Annotated in this window: 17 protein-coding genes; 6 read left to right on the top strand and 11 right to left on the bottom strand. The window is 67.0% G+C overall.

Features of this window, described 5'->3' with window-relative positions; all coding sequences use genetic code 11:
- The first annotated feature begins 50 nt into the window (after positions 1–50).
- The 3 genes from J7E87_RS12555 to J7E87_RS12545 all read left to right on the top strand — a co-directional run bounded on the left by J7E87_RS12555 (position 51) and on the right by J7E87_RS12545 (position 3,149).
- Complete coding sequence (locus J7E87_RS12555) at positions 51–1,127, top strand: ParA family protein (protein WP_215093271.1); 1,077 nt, start codon at positions 51–53, stop codon at positions 1,125–1,127.
- Positions 1,124–2,221: a ParB/RepB/Spo0J family partition protein gene (locus J7E87_RS12550; RefSeq protein WP_215093127.1), complete on the top strand. Its 1,098-nt coding sequence runs from the start codon at positions 1,124–1,126 to the stop codon at positions 2,219–2,221. The genes J7E87_RS12555 and J7E87_RS12550 overlap by 4 nt, the downstream gene beginning before the upstream one ends.
- 310 nt (positions 2,222–2,531) lie before the next feature.
- Positions 2,532–3,149 carry a GNAT family N-acetyltransferase gene (locus tag J7E87_RS12545; protein ID WP_215093125.1) on the top strand — a complete coding sequence of 206 codons (618 nt, stop codon included), beginning with the start codon at positions 2,532–2,534 and terminating at the stop codon, positions 3,147–3,149.
- 84 nt (positions 3,150–3,233) lie between these two features.
- Here the strand turns inward: J7E87_RS12545 and trxA are convergent, their stop codons facing one another.
- The 7 genes from trxA to J7E87_RS12510 all read right to left on the bottom strand — a co-directional run bounded on the left by trxA (position 3,234) and on the right by J7E87_RS12510 (position 12,751).
- The gene (gene trxA, locus J7E87_RS12540) at positions 3,234–3,566 is read right to left on the bottom strand and encodes a thioredoxin (RefSeq protein WP_142214727.1); all 333 of its coding nucleotides are present in this window, start codon (positions 3,564–3,566) and stop codon (positions 3,234–3,236) included.
- A 43-nt stretch (positions 3,567–3,609) separates the two neighbouring features.
- Positions 3,610–4,584 (bottom strand): thioredoxin-disulfide reductase, encoded by a 975-nt coding sequence (gene trxB / locus J7E87_RS12535; RefSeq protein ID WP_215093123.1) that lies wholly within the window; start codon positions 4,582–4,584, stop codon positions 3,610–3,612.
- A 125-nt stretch (positions 4,585–4,709) separates the two neighbouring features.
- Positions 4,710–5,615 (bottom strand): hypothetical protein, encoded by a 906-nt coding sequence (locus J7E87_RS12530; RefSeq protein ID WP_215093121.1) that lies wholly within the window; start codon positions 5,613–5,615, stop codon positions 4,710–4,712.
- Complete coding sequence (sigM, locus tag J7E87_RS12525) at positions 5,612–6,316, bottom strand: RNA polymerase sigma factor SigM (RefSeq protein WP_215093119.1); 705 nt, start codon at positions 6,314–6,316, stop codon at positions 5,612–5,614. Before sigM ends, J7E87_RS12530 begins: the two co-directional genes overlap by 4 nt.
- A 25-nt stretch (positions 6,317–6,341) precedes the next feature.
- Positions 6,342–8,042, bottom strand: coding sequence for a protein kinase family protein (locus J7E87_RS12520; RefSeq protein WP_215093116.1), 1,701 nt, complete (start codon positions 8,040–8,042; stop codon positions 6,342–6,344).
- A gap of 119 nt (positions 8,043–8,161) precedes the next feature.
- The gene (gene murJ / locus J7E87_RS12515; protein ID WP_215093114.1) at positions 8,162–10,345 is read right to left on the bottom strand and encodes a murein biosynthesis integral membrane protein MurJ; all 2,184 of its coding nucleotides are present in this window, start codon (positions 10,343–10,345) and stop codon (positions 8,162–8,164) included.
- Positions 10,346–10,390: 45 nt separating this feature from the next.
- The gene (locus J7E87_RS12510) at positions 10,391–12,751 is read right to left on the bottom strand and encodes a DUF6049 family protein (RefSeq protein WP_215093112.1); all 2,361 of its coding nucleotides are present in this window, start codon (positions 12,749–12,751) and stop codon (positions 10,391–10,393) included.
- 168 nt (positions 12,752–12,919) lie between these two features.
- Here J7E87_RS12510 and J7E87_RS12505 point away from each other — a divergent pair, with 168 nt between their 5' ends.
- Positions 12,920–14,362, top strand: coding sequence for a CCA tRNA nucleotidyltransferase (locus J7E87_RS12505; protein WP_215093110.1), 1,443 nt, complete (start codon positions 12,920–12,922; stop codon positions 14,360–14,362).
- Positions 14,363–14,515: 153 nt separating this feature from the next.
- On the opposite strand, the gene J7E87_RS12500 is transcribed toward J7E87_RS12505, so the two are convergent.
- From J7E87_RS12500 to J7E87_RS12485, 4 genes are all read right to left on the bottom strand, one after another.
- Positions 14,516–15,724, bottom strand: a complete 1,209-nt coding sequence (locus J7E87_RS12500; RefSeq protein WP_215093108.1) for an IS110 family transposase — start codon at positions 15,722–15,724, stop codon at positions 14,516–14,518.
- A 340-nt stretch (positions 15,725–16,064) separates the two neighbouring features.
- Positions 16,065–17,333, bottom strand: coding sequence for an MFS transporter (locus tag J7E87_RS12495; protein ID WP_215093106.1), 1,269 nt, complete (start codon positions 17,331–17,333; stop codon positions 16,065–16,067).
- A 76-nt stretch (positions 17,334–17,409) separates the two neighbouring features.
- Positions 17,410–18,492 carry an inositol-3-phosphate synthase gene (locus J7E87_RS12490; protein WP_215093104.1) on the bottom strand — a complete coding sequence of 361 codons (1,083 nt, stop codon included), beginning with the start codon at positions 18,490–18,492 and terminating at the stop codon, positions 17,410–17,412.
- A 59-nt stretch (positions 18,493–18,551) separates the two neighbouring features.
- Complete coding sequence (locus tag J7E87_RS12485) at positions 18,552–19,268, bottom strand: PadR family transcriptional regulator (protein ID WP_215093102.1); 717 nt, start codon at positions 19,266–19,268, stop codon at positions 18,552–18,554.
- A 406-nt stretch (positions 19,269–19,674) separates the two neighbouring features.
- Between J7E87_RS12485 and J7E87_RS36130 the strand changes: the two genes are divergently transcribed.
- Both J7E87_RS36130 and J7E87_RS12480 read left to right on the top strand, forming a co-directional pair.
- Complete coding sequence (locus tag J7E87_RS36130) at positions 19,675–19,968, top strand: hypothetical protein (protein ID WP_308312913.1); 294 nt, start codon at positions 19,675–19,677, stop codon at positions 19,966–19,968.
- Positions 19,965–22,328, top strand: a complete 2,364-nt coding sequence (locus J7E87_RS12480; RefSeq protein ID WP_308312912.1) for a transglycosylase domain-containing protein — start codon at positions 19,965–19,967, stop codon at positions 22,326–22,328. Before J7E87_RS36130 ends, J7E87_RS12480 begins: the two co-directional genes overlap by 4 nt.
- The last annotated feature ends 57 nt before the right edge of the window (positions 22,329–22,385 follow it).

Below are 22,385 nucleotides of genomic sequence, written 5' to 3'. Positions count from 1 at the left end.
TGGATTCATCCACAGAACCACGGGCCTCGCTGGTTCACGACCCCGAAAGCATGGCAGGCTCTGCTTACTGCGAGCCTGATGTCGAGGAGAGTGAATCCTTGCGGTCCGACGCCAACATCGCGGGACCGATGACCGATCCGGTCCCCGGTCCCCGTACCGAGTCGCCAGGGGACGATGTTTCACGTGAAACACCGCCCCCGATGGACGACACCCCCATCGGCCGAGCTGCCCAGCTGGCTGTGGAGGCGCTGGGGCGTGCCGGTGAAGGTCTGCCCCGACCTGAGCAGACGCGCGTCATGGTTGTTGCCAACCAGAAGGGCGGCGTGGGTAAGACCACCACCACGGTCAACCTCGCCGCTTCGCTCGCGCTGCACGGCGCGCGCGTTCTGGTGGTTGACCTGGATCCACAGGGAAACGCCTCCACGGCGCTGGGGATCGATCACCACGCCGAAGTCCCCTCGATCTATGACGTCCTGGTGGAGAGCAGACCGCTCTCCGACGTTGTCCAGCCGGTCCCGGACGTCGAAGGACTCTTCTGCGCCCCCGCCACTATCGATCTCGCCGGTGCGGAGATCGAGCTGGTGTCGCTGGTGGCGCGGGAGAGCCGACTGCAGCGGGCCATCCAGGCTTATGAGCAGCCGCTGGACTACATCCTCATCGACTGCCCGCCGTCGCTCGGTCTGCTGACCGTCAATGCGCTGGTCGCCGGTGCGGAGGTGCTGATCCCCATCCAGTGCGAGTACTACGCGCTGGAGGGCTTGGGGCAGCTACTCAGGAACGTGGACCTGGTGCGCGCGCATCTCAATCCGTCGCTGCATGTCTCGACGATTCTGCTCACCATGTACGACGGCAGAACTCGCCTTGCCTCGCAGGTGGCTGATGAGGTCCGCAGCCACTTCGGTGAAGAGGTGCTGCGTACGAGCATCCCGCGCTCGGTGCGCATTTCTGAGGCCCCGAGTTATGGACAGACAGTGCTGACCTACGATCCAGGTTCCAGCGGATCCCTGTCGTATCTTGAGGCAGCTCGTGAGATCGCGCTGCGGGGGGTCGGGATTCACTACGACCCGCAGCATGCCCATGTGGGCAGTCAGAACAGCCAGCAGAACATGTCGGAGGGGATCCAGTGAGCGAGCGACGTAGAGGATTGGGGCGTGGGCTCGGTGCGCTGATCCCTGCCGCTCCGCAGGAGAAGCAGGTGCCGCCTTCCGGGGCTTCGAACTCTCCGGGAGCGGCTCCGGTGCTGACTGCGGAAAGGGGTGTGGCAGCAGCCAAGGTGACGACGCTACCGGCGGCTGCCACTGCTCCTGAGGCGATCACGTCGGCACCGGAGCCGGAGGCGACATCGCCACCCGCCGAGCCGGCCAGCGCGCACTTCGCTGAGCTGCCGCTGGACGCGATCACGCCCAACCCGCGCCAGCCGCGTGAGGTCTTCGACGAGGACGCCCTCGCGGAGCTGGTCACTTCCATCAAGGAAGTGGGGCTTCTTCAGCCTGTCGTCGTACGGCAATTGGGTCCCGAGCGGTACGAGCTCATCATGGGCGAGCGCCGCTGGAGGGCCTGCCGCGAGGCGGATCTGGAGCGAATTCCGGCGATCGTCCGGCACACGGACGACGAGAAGCTCCTGCTGGACGCGCTGCTGGAGAACCTGCACCGTGCACAGCTGAACCCGCTGGAAGAGGCTGCGGCCTACGACCAGCTGCTCAAGGACTTCAACTGCACGCACGACCAGCTGGCCGACCGGATCGGACGCTCACGTCCGCAGGTGTCCAACACGCTGCGTCTGCTGCGTCTGTCGCCTCCCGTCCAGCGCAGGGTCGCCGCCGGTGTGCTCTCGGCCGGTCATGCGCGGGCAATGCTCTCGGTGGAGGACTCCGAGGAGCAGGACCGGCTCGCCCACCGGATCGTGGCCGAGGGGCTCTCGGTGCGGGCGGTCGAAGAGATCGTGACGTTGATCAACTCGAGTTCCAAGGGCACGTCCAAGCCGAAGAGCCCGCGGGCTGGAGCTCGGCTCTCGCCGGCGCTCACGGACCTCGCGTCTCGGCTCTCGGATCGCTTCGAGACCCGGGTGAAGGTGGACCTCGGCCAGAAGAAGGGGAAGATCGTCGTCGAATTCGCCTCGATGGACGATCTGGAGCGCATCCTTGGCACCCTCGCCCCCGGGGAGGGGCGGGTCCTGGAGAAGGGACTCTCCGAGGAGCCCGAGGAGGACGACGAAGGCTGAGGCCGCGTAGCGTCGCAAAAGGGCGGGTCGTGTCTCCGGTTGATTGACCGGACACGACCCGCCCTTTGCCGTAGGAGAGTATCCGTGCCGGGGCTGGGTGGATACGATGCGTTCTGGTACGGCGCATCCACCTTGATCCACCTCAGAGGGAGAGAGCGAGGGCCATGCGAACGGTGAGCCGCAGCCAACTGGTGACAGCGGGCTTGGGCCTTGGGGCAGTCGGAGGTTTCATCAGCAGCCTGCTCCAGGAGCGGAGCGCGCTGGCAGCCGCCCGTAACGCGGCGGGTGAGGGAAGTGAGGAACAGCCTTCATGGGACGTCGGCTTGTACCGCTCACGTTGGACAACCTTTCGGACCTTCCCAAGTGTTGTCGTGCGTGCGTCTTCTGGGAGCTTGATCCGGTCAGCGGAGAGGCCGCAGTAAAGGCGGGCACGCCCGAGCTGGAGAAAGAGGCCTGGATCTCTGCCGTGCTCCTGGAGTGGGGCTCCTGCGGCCGGGTTGTCTATGTCGACGAGGTGCCGGTCGGCTTCGTCCTGTACGCGCCTCCGGCCTATGTGCCGCGCTCCACGGCCTTCCCGACGAGCCCTGTCTCACCGGACGCTGTCCAGCTGATGACTGCCTGGATCAGCCCGGGCTATCAGGGACAGGGGCTCGGCCGGGTCATCGTGCAGACAGTGGCCAAGGATCTGCTGCGGAGAGGGTTCCGCGCGATCGAGGCGTTCGGCGACGCTCGCTGGAAGGAGCCGGCCTGTGTGCTGCCGGCCGACCATCTGCTTGCCGTGGGCTTCAAGACGGTCCGTCCGCACCCGACGTATCCCCGATTGAGGCTGGAGCTGCGGACCACTCTCTCCTGGAAGGAAGACGTGGAGCTGGCTCTGGACCGGCTGCTGGGCGCTGTACAGAAGGAGCCGGTGCTGCGGCCGCTGTGACCCCGAACGCGAGAATGGGCTCATCCCTGGAGGGATGAGCCCATTCGTGTTTCACGTGAAACAACCGAGCTGTGAGTGCTCGGACTACTCGCCGATGAAGCCCTCAAGGTCGCGGACGATTGCGGCCTTCGGCTTGGCACCGACGATCGTCTTGGCGACCTCACCATTCTGGTAGACGTTCAGCGTCGGAATGGACATGACGCCGTACTTGGCCGCGGTGGCCGGGTTCTCGTCGATGTTGAGCTTGACGATCTCGATCTTGTCGCCATGCTCAGCGGCGATGGCCTCGAGGGACGGCGCGATCTGGCGGCAGGGACCACACCAGGCGGCCCAGAAGTCCACCAGCACGGGCTTGTCGCTCTTGAGGACATCTTCTTCGAAGGTGTCGTCTGTCACGTTCTTCAGGGCGCCGGCCACGGCGGCCTCCTTACTTTGCGGGGTGGGAGGGATGGTTCGGGGGTCAGACCGCGGGGGTCTTCTCCGGCTCGGCGGTCTTGGCGCTGTCGGCGAGCGCGGCAAGGTAGCGCTCCGCATCAAGGGCGGCGGAGCAGCCGGTGCCGGCGGCGGTGATGGCCTGACGGTAGGTGTGGTCGACGACGTCACCCGCTGCGAAGACACCCGTCAGGTTGGTACGCGTCGACGGCGCATCGACCTTCAGGTAGCCCTCGTCGTCGAGGTCGAGCTCGCCCTTGAAGAGCTCCGTGCGCGGGTCGTGGCCGACGGCGATGAACAGCCCGGTGACCGGAAGCACAGAGGTCTCGCTGGTCTTGGTATTGCGCAGAGTCAGACCGGTCAGCTTCTGCTCGCCATGGATCTGGGCGACCTCGCTGTGCCAGGCGAAGGAGATCTTCGGGTCGGCGACGGCGCGGTCCTGCATGGCCTTGGAGGCACGCAGGGTGTCGCGGCGGTGGATGATCGTGACGGACTTCGCGAAGCGGGAGAGGAAGGTCGCTTCCTCCATTGCGGTGTCGCCACCGCCAACCACGGCGATGTCCTGGTCCTTGAAGAAGAACCCGTCACAGGTGGCGCACCAGGAGACGCCGCGTCCGGACAGCGCGTCCTCGTTGGGCAAGCCGAGCTTGCGGTGCTGGGAGCCGGTGGTCACGATGACTGACTTCGCCCGGTGGACGGTTCCCGCGGTGTCAGTGACGGTCTTGATCTCGCCGCTGAGGTCGACGGAGACGACATCGTCGGGGACGAGTTCGGCGCCGAAGCGCTCGGCCTGGGCGCGCATGTTGTCCATCAGATCCGGACCCATGATGCCGTCGCGGAAGCCGGGGAAGTTCTCCACCTCGGTCGTGTTCATCAGCGCACCGCCGGCGGTGACTGCGCCCTCGAATACCAGCGGCTGCAACGAAGCGCGCGCCGTATAGAGCGCCGCCGTGTAGCCGGCCGGCCCGGAGCCGATGATGATCACGTTACGGACGTCGCTCACGGGTTTCTTCCTCGTTTCTGCGGACTGTCTGCTGCCTGCGGGGCCGGGTCAATGACTCTCACCCCACCCAACGGATCCTACGGGGCTTGCATTCCCGGGATGTCCGAGCGGCGCGGCGGCGTGTGTCAGCGGCGAGGGTAGGACTCCGTCAGCAGCAGCTTGCCGGTGGACGCGGGCGCGGTCGCGATGCAGGACGCGTCGATCACATACGCCTGGACCTGGTCGCTGTCCGCGGAATGCGGCAGCACCACGAGGTAGGCATTGCCACCCTCGTACTGGCCCTGCTCAACGGCGATCGGAGCATCGCTCCGGCCGGTGCCCTTCTGGATACAGGGGGGTACCGCGACGTTCGGTGTGCGCCTGGGCGAGTTGGTGTTGGAGTGGCCCTCGATGGACGGCCCCTTCTCCATTCGTGGCTCAGCTTGGGCGGGGCTCGTGGCGACCAACGCCTGTACGCGATCCTCGAGGCCTGACGCAGAGAACTTGTGGGAGTCGCCGGCCGCGGAGCTGACGCTCGCATCTTTCTGGGCTGAGCTGTTGCTCGCGGACTGGAACGACTGGAGGAGCAGGGCGCTCATACCGACTGCCGCCGCCCCGAGGGCGGCACCCAGGACAGCCTTGCGTCGCCGCCGGGCCTGGCGCCCGCGGCCAGGACCGGTGGCAGCGCGCGCGTGTCCCGTTGGCCGGTCGGCCGGAGTGGACTGGGCCGACGGTGCAGCGGGCACTGCGGCGGGCTCTGTTTCACGTGAAACATCCGCGGTCTGTTCGGGCGAGGTGGAGTCCAACAGAGCCTCTGCGGCCAGCGCGGCATCGATGCGACCGGCCACATCGGCGGGCATCCGGTGGGTGCCGGGGAGTGTGCCGAGGAGTCCGCGAATTTCATCGAGGGACGCACGGACGTCGGCGCACAGAGAGCAGCGGTCCAGATGCTGCTGCACCTCTACTGTGCGGGACGGAGAGAGCAGCCCCTCGGTGAGGTCGGAGATCTCCGAGACGTCCGGGTGCTGAGTCGTGTCGGCCGTGGATGTCATGCGCGCCCACCTCCTCCCTTCACAGCTGCAGGATCACTTGGCCCTGCGTCCCTTTGTCCCGACGCCGTTGGGACGGATGCCCCCGGCGTCCGGTTCCTTCCCATGCTGAGCTCGGTGCTATCCCCGGCATCACTGCGCAGATGAGAGAGCATCGGCAACAGCCGTGCCCGGCCGCGGGCACAGCGGCTCTTGACGGTCCCGACTGGCACATCGAGGACGTCGGCAGCCTCTGCCACCGGGTAGCCCTGCATGTCCACCAGGACCAGCGCTGCCCGCTGGTCGAGGGGGAGTTTCGCCAGCGCGGCCAGGAGTTCGCGGTGTAGATCCTTACGCTCCGCCGGGGCCTCGGCGGATTCATGAGGCTCGAGGAGCTGCTCCAGGCGCCCGGTGTCGTCGACGGGAGAAGTCTTGCGCGAGGCCATCTTGCGGGCCCGGTCGAGACACGCATTGACGGTGATGCGGTGGAGCCAGGTGGTGACGGCGGACTGGCCGCGAAAGGTGTGAGCGGCTCGGAAGGCGGACACCAGGGCGTCCTGGACGGCGTCCGCGGCCTCCTCCCGGTCCCCCAGAGTGCGCAGGGCGACGGCCCAGAGCCTGTCGCGGTGGCGCCGTACGAGCTCACCGAAGGCATCCGGGTCCCCCGCGACGTGACGGGCCAGTAGGTCCTGGTCGCTTGTGCCGCCGAGTGTCGCGTCGTCCAACGGTGAGCCCCCTCCCCTGATGCCGTCAGCTGGTGATCTTGATCTCAGAGACCTTGCCCCGGAAGTTGCCCTCGTCGGTCTGCGGCAGCTCGGTCAGCCAGACCAGAACGTATCGTGCCCGCACCGGCTTGCCGGGCTTGAGGGACACATTGGAACCGGATCCGTCGGAGACCTTGGTGAAGCCGTCCAGGGTCGTCGGCTCGGACAAGGCATCCTCGGGCGCGGTCCGCAGCTCCATAGATGTCTCGCCACCGAGGAGGGACACGTCCACGGTCCCGATCTGCTGGACCTTGCCGAGGTCGAGAACGATGCCCACCCCCGCCTTCAAGCGGCCGAAGTCCGCGCTGAGGTAGCCATCGGTGTTCCAGTAGGTGGCTGAGTCGCCGTCGTAGCTGTTCTTTATCCCGGCGGGCTTCTCGGAGCCGTCCTGCCCGAGCGGGTCGAAGTCATGGGCGCCGGTGATGGCAATCGGCTTGCCGGTCTCGACCCCGCTGTTCTTCTCGCCGTTGTTCGTCTGGGAGGTGCCCGGATCGACCGGTTCCTTGTCGCGGTCGATCAGCTTGTCGGCGATCTGCCAGCTGCCGAGTCCCAGCGCTGCGATGAGCAAAGCCGCGACTGTCCACTTGAGGACCTTGCCAGTGGGGCTCTGGAGCGGCGCGGGCGGGCCGGGCACGGGCTGGGGGGCCGGGGCGTTCGGACGGGCGGCAGGGCGGCCGTACGTGCCCTGTTGGTATGTGGTCCGCTGATATTCGGGCGGGGAGGTGAACGCAGGCTCCGGCGGCCGGATGCGAGGCATCGCAGCGACGGCCTTCGCGAGTTCGTCGGGCGTGGTGCACGGCGGCTCCTGTCGGGACGCAGTGGCGCCGTCGTTGACCAGGGCGCGCATGGCGAGCTCCGAGAGCCCGCGGTGGACACCGGCCCGCACCTGATCGGGGGCGATGAGCCCCACGCCCTTGGGCAGCCCGGAGAGGCCGTATGCGTCGTTCTCGTATGGCCAGCGCTGGGTCAGCGCCGCGTACAGCAGGGCACCGATAGCCTCGGTGTCGGCGCGCTGCGGACCATCAGCGGTGATCCCGCGCAGGGCGGCATTCACCGCAAGACCGCGGATCCGGTACTGCCCGGTCGAGGTCCGCAGCACAGCTCCGGGCGTCAGCCTGAGATGAGCCAGCCCCTCACGGTGCGCCGCGGCCATCGCCTGGGAGAGCTGGTCGACGAGCTGGTACGCGTCGTGCGGCTCCATGGGGCCCATGGCGAGCAGCGCCGTGAGTTCCGTCGCGTCCGGAAGCCACTCATGGACGACATAGACGAGGTCGTTCTCCTCGACGGCGTCGAGGACCTGTACGAAGCGAGGATCGCCGAGAAGCGCCGAGGAGCGGGCCGCCGCAAGTACGGAGCGGGCCCGCGGATGGTCGGCGGGGAGCAGATGGACGCCGACAGCACGGCGCAATTTCTCGTCGACCGCGCGCCAGCTGCTGAAACCGTCCAGACGGGTGACGCACTCCTCTAGTCGGTAGCGTCTGGCGAGTTTGTGACCACTGTGCAGTTCGGGCGTGGCGATGGCGGGTTCGGTCCCCTGCCGTTCGCTGCCCGTGTCCGATGCGGTCTTCTCCGCCGTGTCCTGGGTTTCCGCCGCCCCGTCGGTCGTGGCCTTGCCCGCCTGGGCGGTCAGCGGATCGTCTCCGCTGTTGTCGGCCACGTCGACGGCAGCCGTGCTACGTTCCGCCACCGTCGCTCCTGCCTCCCCATCCGTTGCGCATATCCAACAGCCATGCCAATTGTGCCCACAGTCGGCCGCTATGCACGACACACGGCGGCCGACGATGGTTGTGCGGGACCGTGCGCCCGCTAACGGCCGAGGCGGCCGCGAACCATGCCGACCAGGGCGTTGAGCTCCTCGATGCGCATCCGCTTCGCAGCGATGAAGAAGACGCCCAGCAGTACGGTCCCGCCGGCGACCAGCGCTGCGAGCGCGCCAAGGGCGCCCCTGCCGAGCCCCTCGATGATCAGGTAGGCAACCGCACCACCGGCCGCCGCCGCGGGGACGGAGGCCATGCACAGACGTGCATACGTGCGCATGACGTGCTTGCCGTCCAGATCGCCGCCGAGACGGTTCTTGAGCCGGCGCCAGGCGATTCCGACGCCGACCGCGTAGGCGAGACCGTAGGAGGCTGCCATACCGACGACTGCCCAGCGGGCGGGTAGCACGACGTAGCAGGCGGCGGACGCGGCGGCGTTGACCGCGGCGACGATGACCGTGTTGTAGAAGGGCGTCCTGGTGTCCTCGTACGCGTAGAAGCCGCGCAGCACGACGTACTGCACGGAGTACGGGATGAGGCCGAGGCCGAACGCCATCAGGATGAAGCCCATGCTGCGGGCGGCTTCCTGGCCACTGGAGGCGAACAGCAGGCTGGACATCGGGACGCCGAGAGCCAGGAACGCGAAGGCCACCGGAACGATCGCGACTGCGGAGTTGCGCAGACCGTGGGAGATGTCGTCGCGCACCGCGCCCGGGTCGCCGTCATGGGCGGCGCGCGAGATCCGCGGCAGCAGGGCGGCCATGACCGAGACGGTGATGATGGCCTGCGGCATGCCCCAGATCAGCTGGGCGTTGGTGTACGCGATGAAGCCCGCGCCGTCCCTGCCGGACGCCTCACCGGCGGCGGTGGCGAGCTGGGTGACGACCAGCACGCCCGCCTGGTTGGCGAGGACGAACAGCACGGTCCACTTGGCCAGCCTGACGGTCTTGCCGAGACCGTGGCCCTTCCAGTCGAACCGCGGCCGGAAGCGGAAACCGGTCTCACGCAGGTACGGGATCATCGCGAGGGCCTGGACCGCGAGGCCCAGCAGAGTGCCGATGCCCAGCAGCCGCACGCCTTCCGGCGGAATCGTCTGGACGCCCATCTGAGACTCGGCGGAGGTGCCGTACACCCAGATGAAGAGGCCGAACGTGGTGATCATGACGATGTTGTTGAGGACCGGGGTCCACATCATCGCGCCGAACTTCCCGCGGGCGTTGAGGATCTGCCCCATGACCACATGCACACCCATGAAGAAGATCGTGGGCAGGCAGTAGCGGGCGAAGGTGACGGCGACACTGTTCGCCGCCGTATTGGAGGCGATCGTCTCCGACATGAGCTGGATCAGCAGCGGGGCCGCGAACACCGCGATGGCGACAATGGCGCCGAGCGCCACCATGACGAGCGTCAGCAGCCGGTTGGCGTAGGCCTCGCCGCCGTCCTCGTCGTTCTTCATCGCCCGCACCAGCTGCGGAACGAACACAGAGTTGAGGCCGCCTCCGACGGTGAGGATGTAGATCATCGTCGGCAGCGTGTACGCGATGGTGTAAGTGTCACCGAGCAGGGCAGCGCCGAGAGCGGCAGTGATCACCAGGCTGCGTACAAAACCAGTGAGCCGGGACACCAAGGTGCCGGCCGCCATCACCGCGCTGGACTTCAGCAGGCCGGAGGCGCGACCGCCGGACTTCTTGGGGGCGGGTGCCGCCGGGCTGGGTTCCGGGGCCGGGGTGGGCCGCCCGGAGACCTGCTGGTCCCGGTAGAGGTGTGCGAACGCGTCGGGCTCCGGCTCCTCCTCGCCGGCCCGGGTGACCAGCTCGTCCACGCCCGTGAACTGGGTGGTCCCGGCGTCCTCCCCGTGCGGCAGATGACGGGACGGGCCAGCCGGCTCGGGCGGTGGGGTCTGCGCCCAGATGCGGGGGTCCGGTGCGTGCTGCGGTGTCGGGGGTTGCTGATACAGCGGCTGGGGTTCCTGGTACGTGCCGACGGCTGGCGGCGGGTGGGATGCGCGGTCGTACAGCGCCTCGGTCACGGGGTCCTGGGCAGAGAGATCCTGCGCCCGGTAAGGATCATGGGCGTAGGCGTCCTGGACGTACGGATCCTGTGTGTATGGGTCGGGGTCCGGTTGTGGCGGCGGAGGACCCTGGTCCGGCAGCGGGGGATCCGGAGTCGCCCCCGGAGAGGGCACAGTTCCGCCCGCGCCCTGACCGCGGTCACCGTCGTACGGCGCGTTCATTGCAACCCCACCTCATCGTCCCCGGCCCACCGGCCACGACATCGCTCAACGGTCCACTTTCTCACCCGTGCCCGACGGGTCGCCGCTTCCCGGTCCGGTGTCCGGTGTCGGGTCACTCGCCTGCCCCGGATCAAGGCTATTGATGTCACCTTCCGAGCCTTCCGGGCCCTCCGGCTCTGAGCTGTCTGAACCCTCTGAGCCTTCCGCTTCCCGCGCAGTCGCGTCTCGCGCGGCTGCGCGCTTGCGCTGGGTGTACATCCTGACGCCTGCCAGGACGAGCAGCAGCACACCGCCGGCAATGACGAGCATCACAGTGGGAGTGATCTCGGAGACCTTCACCGTGAACCTCATGGGGTCGCCGTACGGCTTTCCGTCCTCGGTGAAGAGCTGGGCCGTCATCTGCACCGGGCCGTTTGCGTTGGCCGACGCTGCGAACTTCACCGACTGGCTGTGGCCGCCCTCGACCTTGATCGGCTGCTGGGCGGAGGCCTTGTCCTGGTCGAGGTTGAGGCGGGTGGCGTTGTCCGACGTCAGCCGCAGCACCAGATGGTCGATCCCCTGGACCAGCCTGTTCTGCACGGTGACCGGGATCGTCGCACTGCGCCCCGACAAGGTGATGGCTGACTTCTCAATCAGCTGCACCTCTTCGGTGAGGCTCTGCAGATAGGCCCGCACGCCGTCGCGATACAGCTGGGCCCCCACCGGGTTGCCGCGCCAGGACGTGGACATCTCCCTGTCGATCGCTCTGCCGAACGGGGTCTCCACCCGGTCCCGCGCGGTGAGGATGACCTTGAAGTTGTCGAGGGTGTTCTGCGTGTTCCTGATGTCGTGGAACGCCTGGGGCGGCAATTCCTGCCTGCGCAGGTGCTCGGGATAGCGGGAGGTGCCGGGCACCTTGGTCGCGGCATTGGCGTCGGGCCTGGCTCCGGCGGCAGCGACCAGGTCGATCGGCTGAGTCCAGCGCTGTGCTTCGAGGGCTTGCAGCGCGCGTGCCATGGACTGCGCCTGGGACGCGCTCGGCATTCGCTGCGGGGCGACGACGATGCTCCGCTGGTTACCGGGGGCCTGGAGGTTCACTGCCAGCGTCTGGGCGAGGAACTCCTGAACCGCGAGGGTGGAGTTCCCGGTCTTGGTCATGTCGCCCTGGAAGGCGTTGGAGAGCCGGGCGTCGGCGACCACTGCCGTTGTCCCGCCGCCGATCGGGCGCGCCGCAGTGGGCGTGTACGACAGGTCGTCCCGCAGGCTGTCGCTGCGGGCGATCACTTTGTGGGCGCCGGCCGAGGTGGCGACGTCGACGATCGAGGAGTCGATGGCGCCGTCGACGGGCCACGCGAAGTCGATGGACGGCTTCACATGGAGGATCGTCTCCACGGTGGTCTCGGCGACCTTGGTGGCCGGCTGCAGATGGCTGAGGGACCCCGAGATGTTCTTGCCGCGGTGTGCCAGGGACGCCAGATCAGGGTCGGCGAACGGCAGCGCGACCACCTTGCGCCCTTGGACCGCGGCCTCGACGGAACTGAGCCACCGCTTGGCGAGGGCCTGGTTCCTGCCCGGGACGGTGGTGGCGCCGCTCTTGACGCGATAGTTCCGGGTCATCGCATCGACGCTGGCCAGCAGATCCGGATCGACGACCCAGGTGACGGGCAGATCCCTGCCGAGGGAGACGAGCTGGTCCAGCCGTCCCCCCGGGGCGAGCTCAGCGGCCAGCGTTTCGTCCTCGAAGACCGGGGTCTGCTGCTCGTCCGATCCCGTCTCAGAGGTGAGGTGGGTCGAGGAGATGAGGGGCCAGAGATAGGTGAACTGGGTCTTCTTCTCCACAGCCTCGGGCTGCCACGGGAGGAGGGTCCGCTCGATGCCCAGGACCTGGTTGTACGGCTCGTCCGGGGTCTGGCCCGACAGGGACACGCCGAGCTGGTAGACGCCGTCGTCGTCGAGGTCGAGCTGATTGACCGGGACGGAGAGCGTGAACTCGCGGCTGACGTGGGAGACGAGCTTGGGGATCTTGACCGTGTACTTGTCGCCGACCGGCGGGGCATCGGTGCCCGGCGCATAGTCGGTCCGCTGGGCGACGCGGTCGATGGAGACCCTGCTGGACAGCCTCGGCCCCACCCGTAGATCGATCTCGGCGTCGGTGATGGTCTGCTTGCCCTTGTTGAGCACCGACCCGGAGATCGTGAGTGTGTCGCTCTCGCCAGGGGTGGTCGGCGTCAGGGTGTCGAGAGACACATCAACCGTGCGGGAGTCCGAGGTGTTCTCAGCCGCGTGTGCGGCCGGGCCGGGGCCGCACAGCAGTCCGGCCACTAGTCCGGCCACTAGCGGTACGCCGAGGACCAGGGAGGCTGTGCGCCGCAGCCACCGGCGGGCAGGAGAAGGATTCATCCCCTGGAAGTCTGCCGCCTCGGCCACGCGCTCATCCGTCCTCGTCGTCTGCTGTCGTTGGTGGGTGTCGCTAGTTGCGTCCACGCATGGTAACGAGGTGCGCTGTGTCGAAGTGCCGCGGAGTGCCCCACATGATCGGAACGGCGTCATAAACAAGGGCGCTGCGGTCGGCCGGGGCACGTACCCTTTTCTGTTGTGCCGAACGCCAATGAAGACAAGTCCACTGCACTGAGTCAGGTGCAACGCCGCGCGGTGAGTGAACTGCTGCGGGTGTCCCCTGTCGTCGACGACCTTGCCCGCCGCTTTCAGGAGGCCGGGTTCAGTCTTGCCCTGGTCGGCGGCTCGGTCCGGGATGCGCTCCTCGGCCGGCTCGGCAATGACCTGGACTTTACGACGGACGCCCGCCCGGACGACGTGCTGAAGATCATCCGTCCCTGGGCGGACTCGGTATGGGAAGTCGGGATCGCCTTCGGCACGGTCGGCTGCCAGAAGCAGGGCTACCAGATCGAGGTCACCACGTACCGCTCGGAGGCGTACGACAGGAACTCGCGCAAGCCCGAGGTGTCCTACGGAGACTCGATCGAGGAGGATCTGGCCCGGCGCGACTTCACTGTGAACGCGATGGCCGTGGCGCTGCCGGAGAAGGAGTTCGTCGATCCGCACGGCGGCCTCGAGGACCTCGCCGCGCGAGTCCTGCGGACGCCGGGTACGCCCGAGGAGTCCTTCTCCGACGATCCGCTGCGCATGATGCGAGCCGCCCGCTTCGCGGCGCAGCTGGACTTCGAGGTGGCACCCGAGGTCGTCACCGCGATGAAGGAGATGGCCGACCGTATCGGCATCGTCTCCGCTGAACGGGTGCGCGACGAGCTGAACAAGCTGATCCTCTCCCCCCACCCCCGTAAGGGGCTGGCGCTGCTCGTCGACTCCGGCCTGGCCGACCATGTGCTGCCCGAGCTTCCTGCGCTGCGTCTGGAGAGTGACGAGCACCACCGTCACAAGGATGTGTACGAGCACTCCCTGACCGTCCTGGAACAGGCGATGGATCTTGAGGTGGACGGCCCGGATCTGGTGCTGCGGCTGGCCGCACTTCTCCACGACATCGGAAAGCCACGGACACGGCGCTTCGAGAAGGACGGTCGGGTCTCCTTCCATCACCACGAGGTGGTGGGGGCGAAGATGACCAAGAAGCGGATGATTGCGCTCAAGTACTCCAATGACATGATCAAGGACGTCTCGCGGCTGGTGGAGCTGCACTTGCGCTTCCACGGATACGGGGCCGGCGAGTGGACGGACTCGGCGGTACGGCGGTACGTGCGCGATGCCGGGCCGCAGCTGGAGCGGCTGCACAAGCTGACCCGCTCGGACTGCACCACACGGAACAAGCGCAAGGCCACCGCCCTCTCCCAGGCCTATGGCGGGCTCGAGGAGCGCATCGCGGAGTTGCAGGAGCAGGAGGAGCTGGACGCGATCCGGCCTGATCTGGACGGTAATCAGATCCAGGAGATTCTGGGCGTGGGCCCCGGTCCGGTGATCGGGAAGGCGTACGCGTTCCTGCTGGAGCTGCGCCTGGAGAACGGGCCGATGAAGCATGACGCGGCGGTCGCGGCTCTTAAGGAGTGGTGGGCGACACAGGGGTGAGCGTGGTCCCGCCCCATGTTTCACGTGAAACATGGGGCCGGAGCAATGACCCGAGGGGCGATGTTTCACGTGAAACACCGCCCCTCTATGTGTGAACTACTACTGATTCCCAATGTGGTTGTCAATCCTGGCTCGTGACTGGCTGTGGTCACTTCACGCAGGGCTGGCGGCATGGGTTGGTGGGCTGCTCTCGATGAGGCGACCGTCGCGCAGGAGTGCCCACAGGACGTTCAGGCGGCGGGCGAGGGCGATGACGGCCTGCTTGTGGGTCTTCTTCTCGGCCCTTTTGCGTTCGTAGAACGCCTTTGAGATGGGGCAGTGCTGGGCAGCGACCTGGGCAGACATGTAGAAGACGCGCATCAGGCGACGGCAGTAGCGGCGGGGCCGGCGCATGTTGCCGCTGATCCGTCCCGAGTCCTTCGGGACGGGAGCGAGGCCGGTGAAGCCGGCGAGGCGGTCGGGGCTGCCGAAGATGCTCATGTCGCCGCCGGTGTGGGCGATGAACTCGGCGCCCAGGACGGGGCCGAGGCCGGGCAGGCTCAGGATGACCTCGGCATGCGGGTGGTCGCGGAACCGACCCTCGATCAGAGCGTCGGTCTCGGCGATCTCATCATCAAGGGCCATCACCTCCCTCGCCGACTTGGCCACCACGGCCGCGGCCAGCTTCTCCCCGGCGACTGCGGTGTGCTGAGCCTCGGCGGCGTGGACAGCGGTGGACGCGACGAGCTGCGAGTTACGGACCTTGCGGTTCTTCAGCCAGGTCGTCAGGCGGTTCCTGCCGATTCTGCGCAGGGCTGCCGGGGTCTGGTAGCCGGTCAGCAGCACAAGGGACGCCTTTGATGTCTTGTAGTCGAAGGCCCGCTCCAGCGCCGGGAAGTACTCCAGCATCCGGGCTCGCAGCCGGTTGATCGCCCGCATGCGGTCTGCGGCCAGGTCGAGCCGTCGGGCGGTGAGGATACGCAGGTCGACGGCGATGTCGTCGCCTTGGTGCATCGGTTGGAGGTCGCGACGCATGCGGGCCTGGTCGGCGATGACGAAGGCGTCCTTCGCATCGGTCTTCCCGTCGCCGCGGTAAGAGCCGGAAACGTGGTGGACGGTGCGGCCGGGGATATAGAGGACTTGCTGCCCGTTGTCGGTCAGCACCGCGATCAGCAGCGCGGCACCACCGGAATTGAGGTCAATCGCCCAGGTCGCCGGCTCACCCTCGCTCAGCGCGAGGACATCGCTGATCAGAGTCAGCAATGCGGTCTCGTCGTTGGCCACCCGCCGCGACAGCTTCCGCTGACCGTCAGTGTCGATCACCACGCAGTGATGCTCGGCCTTGCCCGCATCCGTACCGGCCCACAGTTCAGGCACGGCCACCTCCGAAGTCGTTCCTGTACTTGTCCCAGCAGACGACCTCGCCAGCGTGTCCTTACCAAGCGATCTTGTCGCGCGCATCCCAATCAGTGGCCGAGTCGTCGCGGGGCACCGGGCGGCCAATCAGTAGAAGCCACTTCTGCGGCATGAGCTTGACAGCCACACCCAGCGCCCCTGGGCCTCCCGATCCTACGAGTGACCGGAATCAACCCACCAACAACGTAAGGAGGTTGCTGTGCGTACGGGTCAGGGTGCCCGTACGAGCCTTGGTCGTGCTGTGGCGGATAGGTCATGCGGAACACTCCCCGTAGACGTGTGCAATCGATCCTTTGGCGCGCGCACGCTATATCCCGGCGCCGACACGGCTCCAGCGGGCCATAGTTGCCGCGACGGCCGCATAGATGACCGCGACCACGACGACCAGGTGCACCGACCGGCCGTCGGGCGGCAGCATCAGCGCGGCGATGGCCGCGGCGCCCACAAAGGCGACGTTGAACAGCACGTCGTAGAGGGAGAAGATCCTGCCGCGGAAGGCGTCGTCCACCGATGTCTGCACCACTGTGTCCGTGGCGATCTTCGCGCCTTGGGTGATGAGCCCAAGGACGAACGCGGCGACCAATATCGGCGCCGGCTCGAACGGCAGCCCCAGAGCCGGTTCAAGAACGGCTGCCGCTGCCGCGCACGCCACCATCCATCCGAACTGCCCGAGCTGGCCGACGGCCCACGGGGTCAGCAGCGCCGCTGCGAAGAACCCCGCGCCCGAGACGGCGATGGCCAGACCCAGCACAGCCAGGCCATCCGACTCCTTCTCGGACCAGGCGTACCGGCAGAGCATCAGCACCATGACCGTCAGGGCCCCGTAGCAAAAGCGCATCAGCGTCATCGCGACCATCACGCGCGCCGCCGCCCGGCGCTCCGTCAGGTGCCGTAGTCCGCCCATCAGTCCGCGTACGGTGGAGCCCAGGACGGCGGCCATTCGCGGCTGCACCAACTCTGGCTCGGGACCCAGCAGTTCACGGGGCATCCGCAGCGAGGCCAGAGCCGAGCAGAGGTAGAGCGCCGCGCCCAGCAGGACCACCGCGGCGTCGGAGTCCGCGGACACCAGCCGCACCGCGAAGGCAAGTCCGGCGCCCGCGGTCGCGGCGAGTGTGCCGGCCGTCGGAGACAGGGAGTTGGCCATGACGAGCCGGTCGGAGTCGACCACCCTGGGCAGTGAAGCGGAGAGCCCGGCCAGTACAAAGCGGTTGACGGCTGTGACGGACAGGGCCGAGGCGTAGAAGAGCCAGTCGGGTACGGAGGCGAGAATCAGCACCGCCGTCAGGCTCGCGAGGAACGCCCGCAGCAGATTCCCGTACAGGAAGACCTGCCTGCGCTGCCAGCGGTCCAGCAGGACGCCGGCGAAGGGGCCGATCAAGGAGTACGGCAGCAGCAGCACCGCCATGGCAGAGGCGATCGCGGCCGGCGAAGTCTGTTTCTCCGGGGAGAAGACGACGTACGTGGCGAGCGCAACCTGATAGACACCGTCGGCCGATTGGGAGAGGAGCCGGACCGCCAAAAGTCGGCGGAAGTTCGTCAGGCGCAGGAGTACGCGCAGATCACGTACGACAGGCATGTGATCAAGCCTCACATACGAGGAGGGTCCCCTGGCGGATTACCAGGGGACCCTCCTCGGTCGGGCAGGCGAACGCTTAGCGCTCGGCCTCGCCCTTGATGAACTTCTCGACGTTGTCACGGGCCTCGTCGTCGAAGTACTGCACCGGCGGGGACTTCATGAAGTATGAGGACGCGGAGAGGATCGGGCCGCCGATGCCGCGGTCCTTGGCGATCTTCGCGGCGCGCACGGCGTCGATGATGATGCCCGCGGAGTTCGGGGAGTCCCAGACCTCGAGCTTGTACTCGAGGTTCAGGGGCACCTCGCCGAAGGCACGGCCTTCGAGGCGGACGTACGCCCACTTGCGGTCGTCGAGCCAGGCCACGTAGTCCGACGGACCGATGTGGACGTTGTCCTCGCCCATGTCGCGGTCACGGATCTGAGAGGTGACAGCCTGCGTCTTCGAGATCTTCTTGGACTCCAGGCGCTCCCGCTCGAGCATGTTCTTGAAGTCCATGTTGCCGCCGACGTTCAGCTGCATCGTGCGGTCCAGGATGACGCCCCGGTCCTCGAAGAGCTTCGCCATCACGCGGTGCGTGATCGTGGCGCCGACCTGCGACTTGATGTCGTCACCGACGATCGGGACACCAGCCTCGGTGAACTTGTCGGCCCACTCCTTGGTACCGGCGATGAAGACCGGCAGGGCGTTGACGAACGCGACCTTGGCGTCGATGGCGCACTGCGCGTAGAACTTCGCAGCAGCCTCGGAACCGACGGGCAGGTAGCAGACCAGGACGTCGACCTGCTTGTCCTTGAGGATCTGGACGATGTCGACCGGCGCGTCGGCGGACTCTTCGATGGTCTGGCGGTAGTACTTGCCCAGGCCGTCGAGCGTGTGGCCACGCTGCACAGTGACGCCGGAGTTCGGCACGTCGCAGATCTTGATGGTGTTGTTCTCGCTGGCGCCGATGGCGTCCGCCAGGTCGAGGCCGACCTTCTTGGCGTCCACGTCGAAGGCGGCCACGAACTCGACGTCAGAGACGTGGTACTCGCCGAACTGGACGTGCATCAGACCCGGCACCTTGCCGGCCGGGTCGGCGTCCTTGTAGAACTCGACGCCCTGCACCAGCGAGGCGGCGCAGTTGCCCACGCCGACGATGGCTACGCGAACCGAACCCATTCCGGTTGCTCCCTGTGTGATCTCGGTATTCCGGATGAAACCCTGCGGATCGCAGCGCTTCACTTGGCGGTGTCGTCGGACGGATCCGGCAGGGTGGAGCTTCCGGGGGGTGTGCCCCCGGAGGACTCGGCACCCCTGTGCCGGGGCAGGCCGCCCGTCTCTCCAGATGTGTTGTCCTGCTGAGCTGAGCTCTCAGGGGCGGGCTGTCGCTGATCCCGCCCCGCTCGCTCGCTCTCAATGAGCTCGTTCAGCCAGCGCACTTCGCGCTCCACGGACTCCATACCGTGTCGCTGCAGCTCAAGCGTGTAGTCGTCGAGGCGCTCGCGGGTGCGGACCAGGGAGGCGCGCATCTTCTCCAGACGCTCCTCCAGCCGGCTGCGGCGGCCCTCCAGCACCCGCACCCGAACTTCGCGCTCCGTCTGCCCGAAGAAGGCGAAACGAGCAGCGAAGTGTTCGTCCTCCCAGGTGTCCGGGCCAGTGTGGGAGAGCAGCTCTTCGAAGTGCTCCTTACCTTCTGCCGTCAATCGGTAGACGATCTTGGCCCGGCGCCCTGCGAGTGAAGCGGCGAGCGCATCCTCGGGGGCGCTACCCGGCTCCTCGATCAACCAGCCGTTGGCGACCAGCGTCTTGAGACACGGGTAGAGGGTCCCGTAACTGAAGGCCCGGAAGATTCCCAGCGAGGTATTGAGCCGTTTCCGCAGCTCGTACCCGTGCATCGGGGCCTCACGGAGCAGACCCAGCACGGCGAATTCGAGGATGCCGGAGCGCCTGCTCATCGTCGCCTCCCTCGCCGTACCGGTCACTTATGTCGTGCTGATGTATCGAGTCGATACATCAGCACGATAGAACGACGTGGCTGTTGCGACAAGAGGGGACATGGTGAACGGCGTCACATCGTCAATTCATAGCTGGCAAGTTGTCTGATTTGGGGTGAATTTTGAGCCTGGGTGGGTTTTGAGCCTGCGTAGTCTGTGCGCCATGCAGACCAGCGGGAACCACGGGACGCCTGAGAGCGTCCTCGTCGGGGATGCACAGCGGATGAGCCCTTCACGGGGCTGGTCCGTATTCATTTCGGGGGGGACCGGAACTCAACTGCCGCTTCCAGGCGTCTCGCCTGCCCGAGGAGTAGTCGTTCGATGAGCGAGCACCGTCGCAAACCGCCGCAGTCGCAGGGTGGCGGGCGTGCCGGGGCCAGGCGCGCCGCCCCGCAGCCGTCTGCCCGCCGCGCAGCCCCGCCCCGGGGTACAGCACCGGGGTCTCCTTCCGCTGCGTCCGGCGAAGAGAGTCCGTACGGCGGCCGGGCCGAGGCCCGCCGCGCCGCACAACGCAACGGCGGTGGTCGCCGGCGCGTGGACGAAGTCGAGGGCGCCGGCCACGGAGGCCGTGGAGGCGGCCGCCGTGGAGGCGGCGGGAGCGGCGGGGGCCATGACGGTCCCGGCCGTGGTCACGGCGGGCGGCCGTCCGACAAGCGGATGATCGACTACCCGCGCCACAACAAGTACGGATGGCGCCGCTGGGTGCCGTCGTGGAAGCTGGTCACCGGACTCTGCCTGGGCTTCTTCGGCACTCTGATGGCCGCCGCGACTATTGCGTACGCGATGGTGGATGTCCCCGACCCGAACAAGACGGCCAAGGCGCAGAACAACGTCTACTACTGGGAAGACGGCACCCAGATGGCCGCCACCGGTGGCGAGATCAACCGGCAGATCGTGGGCATCGAGCAGATCCCCGAAGCCATGCAGAACGCGGTGATCTCGGCGGAGAACAAGACGTTCAAGACCGACTCGGGAATCGACCCGATGGGCATCGGCCGGGCCCTGTTCAACATGGCCAAGGGCGGACAGACCCAGGGTGGCTCCACCATCACCCAGCAGTACGTGAAGAACGCGGCCCTCGGCGACCAGTCCCAGACTCTGAGCCGCAAGGTCAAGGAGCTGTTCATCTCCATAAGGGTCGGCACGGACGTGGACAAGCCGGAGATCATGGCCGGCTACCTGAACACCTCGTACTACGGACGCGGCGCCTACGGCATCCAGGCCGCAGCCCGTACGTACTACGGAAAGAACGCCAAAGAGCTGAAGCCCGATCAGTGCGCATTCCTCGCTTCGCTCCTCAAGGGCGCGACCTACTTCGACCCCGCCGGCGCCGAGGACATTGACCCCGCAGCGACACCGGCGGCCAACAAGGCTCGCGCCACCGAGCGCATGAACTGGATCCTCGACGAGATGGTCAAGGACAACCACCTCAGTGCCGCCGAACGGGCCAGGTACACCGAGCTCCCGAAGATTGAACCGCCCAAGAAGGACGCGCAGCTGGGCGGGCAGGTGGGTTACCTGGTGGCCCTCGCCAAGTCGAACTTTCTCAACAGCAACGAGAAGGGCATCGAGGCCGACGACCTCGCGCGCGGCGGCTACGAGATCCACACGACCTTTGAGAAGGACAAGGTCAAGAAGCTCGAGGCCGCGGTCAAGAAGGTTCGGGATGACAACATCAAGCCGGACAAGCGCCCCAAGACCGACACATTCGTTCAGTTCGGCGGCGCCTCGGTAGAACCGAAGACCGGCAAGATCGTCGCCATCTACGGTGGTGAGAACGCCACCAAGCACTTCACCAACAACGCCGACCAGACCGGCGCCCAGGTCGGATCGACCTTCAAGCCGTTCGTACTGGCCGCGGCGATGCGGGACGGTGTGCTCGACCCGGTGCAAGGAGAGGCCCTCCGCCACAAGATCGACCCTGACAAGAGCGTGTACAACGGCAAGAACAAGCTCAAGATCAAGAACTACGACGGCACCGTGTGGAAGAACGAGAAGCGGGAGGAGTGGCTGCAGCGCAACGACGGCGATGAGTCGTACAAGAACATCAACTTGCGTGAAGCCATGATCCACTCCGCCAACTCGCCCTTCGTGCAGTTGGGCATGGACGTCGGCATTCCCAAGGTCAGGGAGGCGGCTATGGACGCAGGCCTGCTGGAGTCCTCTCTGTCGAAGTCGAACGTCCCCTCCTTCTCGATCGGTATCTCGGATCCCAGCGCGATCCGCATGGCCGGCTCCTACGCGACCTTCGCGGCCAACGGCGAGCAGATGGATCCGTTCTCCGTCAACAAGGTCGACTACGAGGGCCGGACGGTCTACGAGCACGACGACAAGCTCGAGCAGGCCTTTCCCAGTGCCGTCGCGAGCAATGTGACCGATGTGCTCAGGGATGTCGTCGACGATCCGGAGGGCACCGGCAAGAACGCCCGCCTCCCCGGTCGCGAGGTCGCCGGCAAGACCGGTACCACGGACGGCAACAAGTCGGCGTGGTTCGTGGGCTACACGCCGCAGCTGTCGACCGCCATCGACATGTACCGGCTCGACGACAACGAGAAGAGCGGCAAGAAGCGCGAGTTCCTCGAGATGTACGGCACCGGTGGCCAGGACAAGATTCACGGTGCGTCGTTCCCGTCCGAGATCTGGCAGTCGTACATGTCGGAAGCGCTCAACGGCAAGCCGAAGCTGACCTTCCCGGAGCCCGAGCCCCTCGACGCCGAGGCTTACTGGGGCGGCGGCGCCTCAAGTCCGCCCCCGTCGCCGTCCAACACGCCCTCCAGCAGCCCGTCGTCGACCCCGTCGGGCACGCCGTCCGGCTCGCCTTCGGGCAGCCCCGACCCGAGCCAGTCCTGCAACCCGTTGAAGGACTGGACCTGCACCACCACGGGTGGCGGCAACGGCGGCACTCCGGGCGGCACCGGCGACGGCGGGCCGAGCGGCGATCCATCGACCAGTCCGTCGTCGTCACCAGCCACCAATGGCAACAACGGCAACGGAGGGTTGTTCGGAGGCCCGAGCGGTTAGCACTGCCGGCCCAAGCTCCGGCAGCTCCATGAGGGCCGCCGCACCCGGTACGCACGT

This window comes from Streptomyces sp. ISL-1, from assembly GCF_018614585.1.
In the GTDB taxonomy this organism is placed as follows: Bacteria; Actinomycetota; Actinomycetes; order Streptomycetales; family Streptomycetaceae; genus Streptomyces; species Streptomyces maoxianensis.
The sequence above is the reverse complement of the archived record's forward strand: the minus strand, read 5'-3'. Positions and strand labels throughout refer to the sequence as shown.

What these genes read in the sequence shown, in the direction of transcription:
- J7E87_RS12555 (WP_215093271.1), top strand. Translation starts at nt 51, where the DNA reads ATGGCAGGCTCTGCTTACTGCGAGCCTGATGTCGAGGAGAGTGAATCC.
- J7E87_RS12545 (WP_215093125.1), top strand. Translation starts at nt 2,532, where the DNA reads ATGGGACGTCGGCTTGTACCGCTCACGTTGGACAACCTTTCGGACCTT.
- J7E87_RS12530 (WP_215093121.1), bottom strand. Translation starts at nt 5,615, where the DNA reads ATGACATCCACGGCCGACACGACTCAGCACCCGGACGTCTCGGAGATC.
- murJ (WP_215093114.1), bottom strand. Translation starts at nt 10,345, where the DNA reads ATGAACGCGCCGTACGACGGTGACCGCGGTCAGGGCGCGGGCGGAACT.
- J7E87_RS12495 (WP_215093106.1), bottom strand. Translation starts at nt 17,333, where the DNA reads ATGCCTGTCGTACGTGATCTGCGCGTACTCCTGCGCCTGACGAACTTC.
- J7E87_RS12490 (WP_215093104.1), bottom strand. Translation starts at nt 18,492, where the DNA reads ATGGGTTCGGTTCGCGTAGCCATCGTCGGCGTGGGCAACTGCGCCGCC.
- J7E87_RS12485 (WP_215093102.1), bottom strand. Translation starts at nt 19,268, where the DNA reads ATGAGCAGGCGCTCCGGCATCCTCGAATTCGCCGTGCTGGGTCTGCTC.
- J7E87_RS12480 (WP_308312912.1), top strand. Translation starts at nt 19,965, where the DNA reads ATGATCGACTACCCGCGCCACAACAAGTACGGATGGCGCCGCTGGGTG.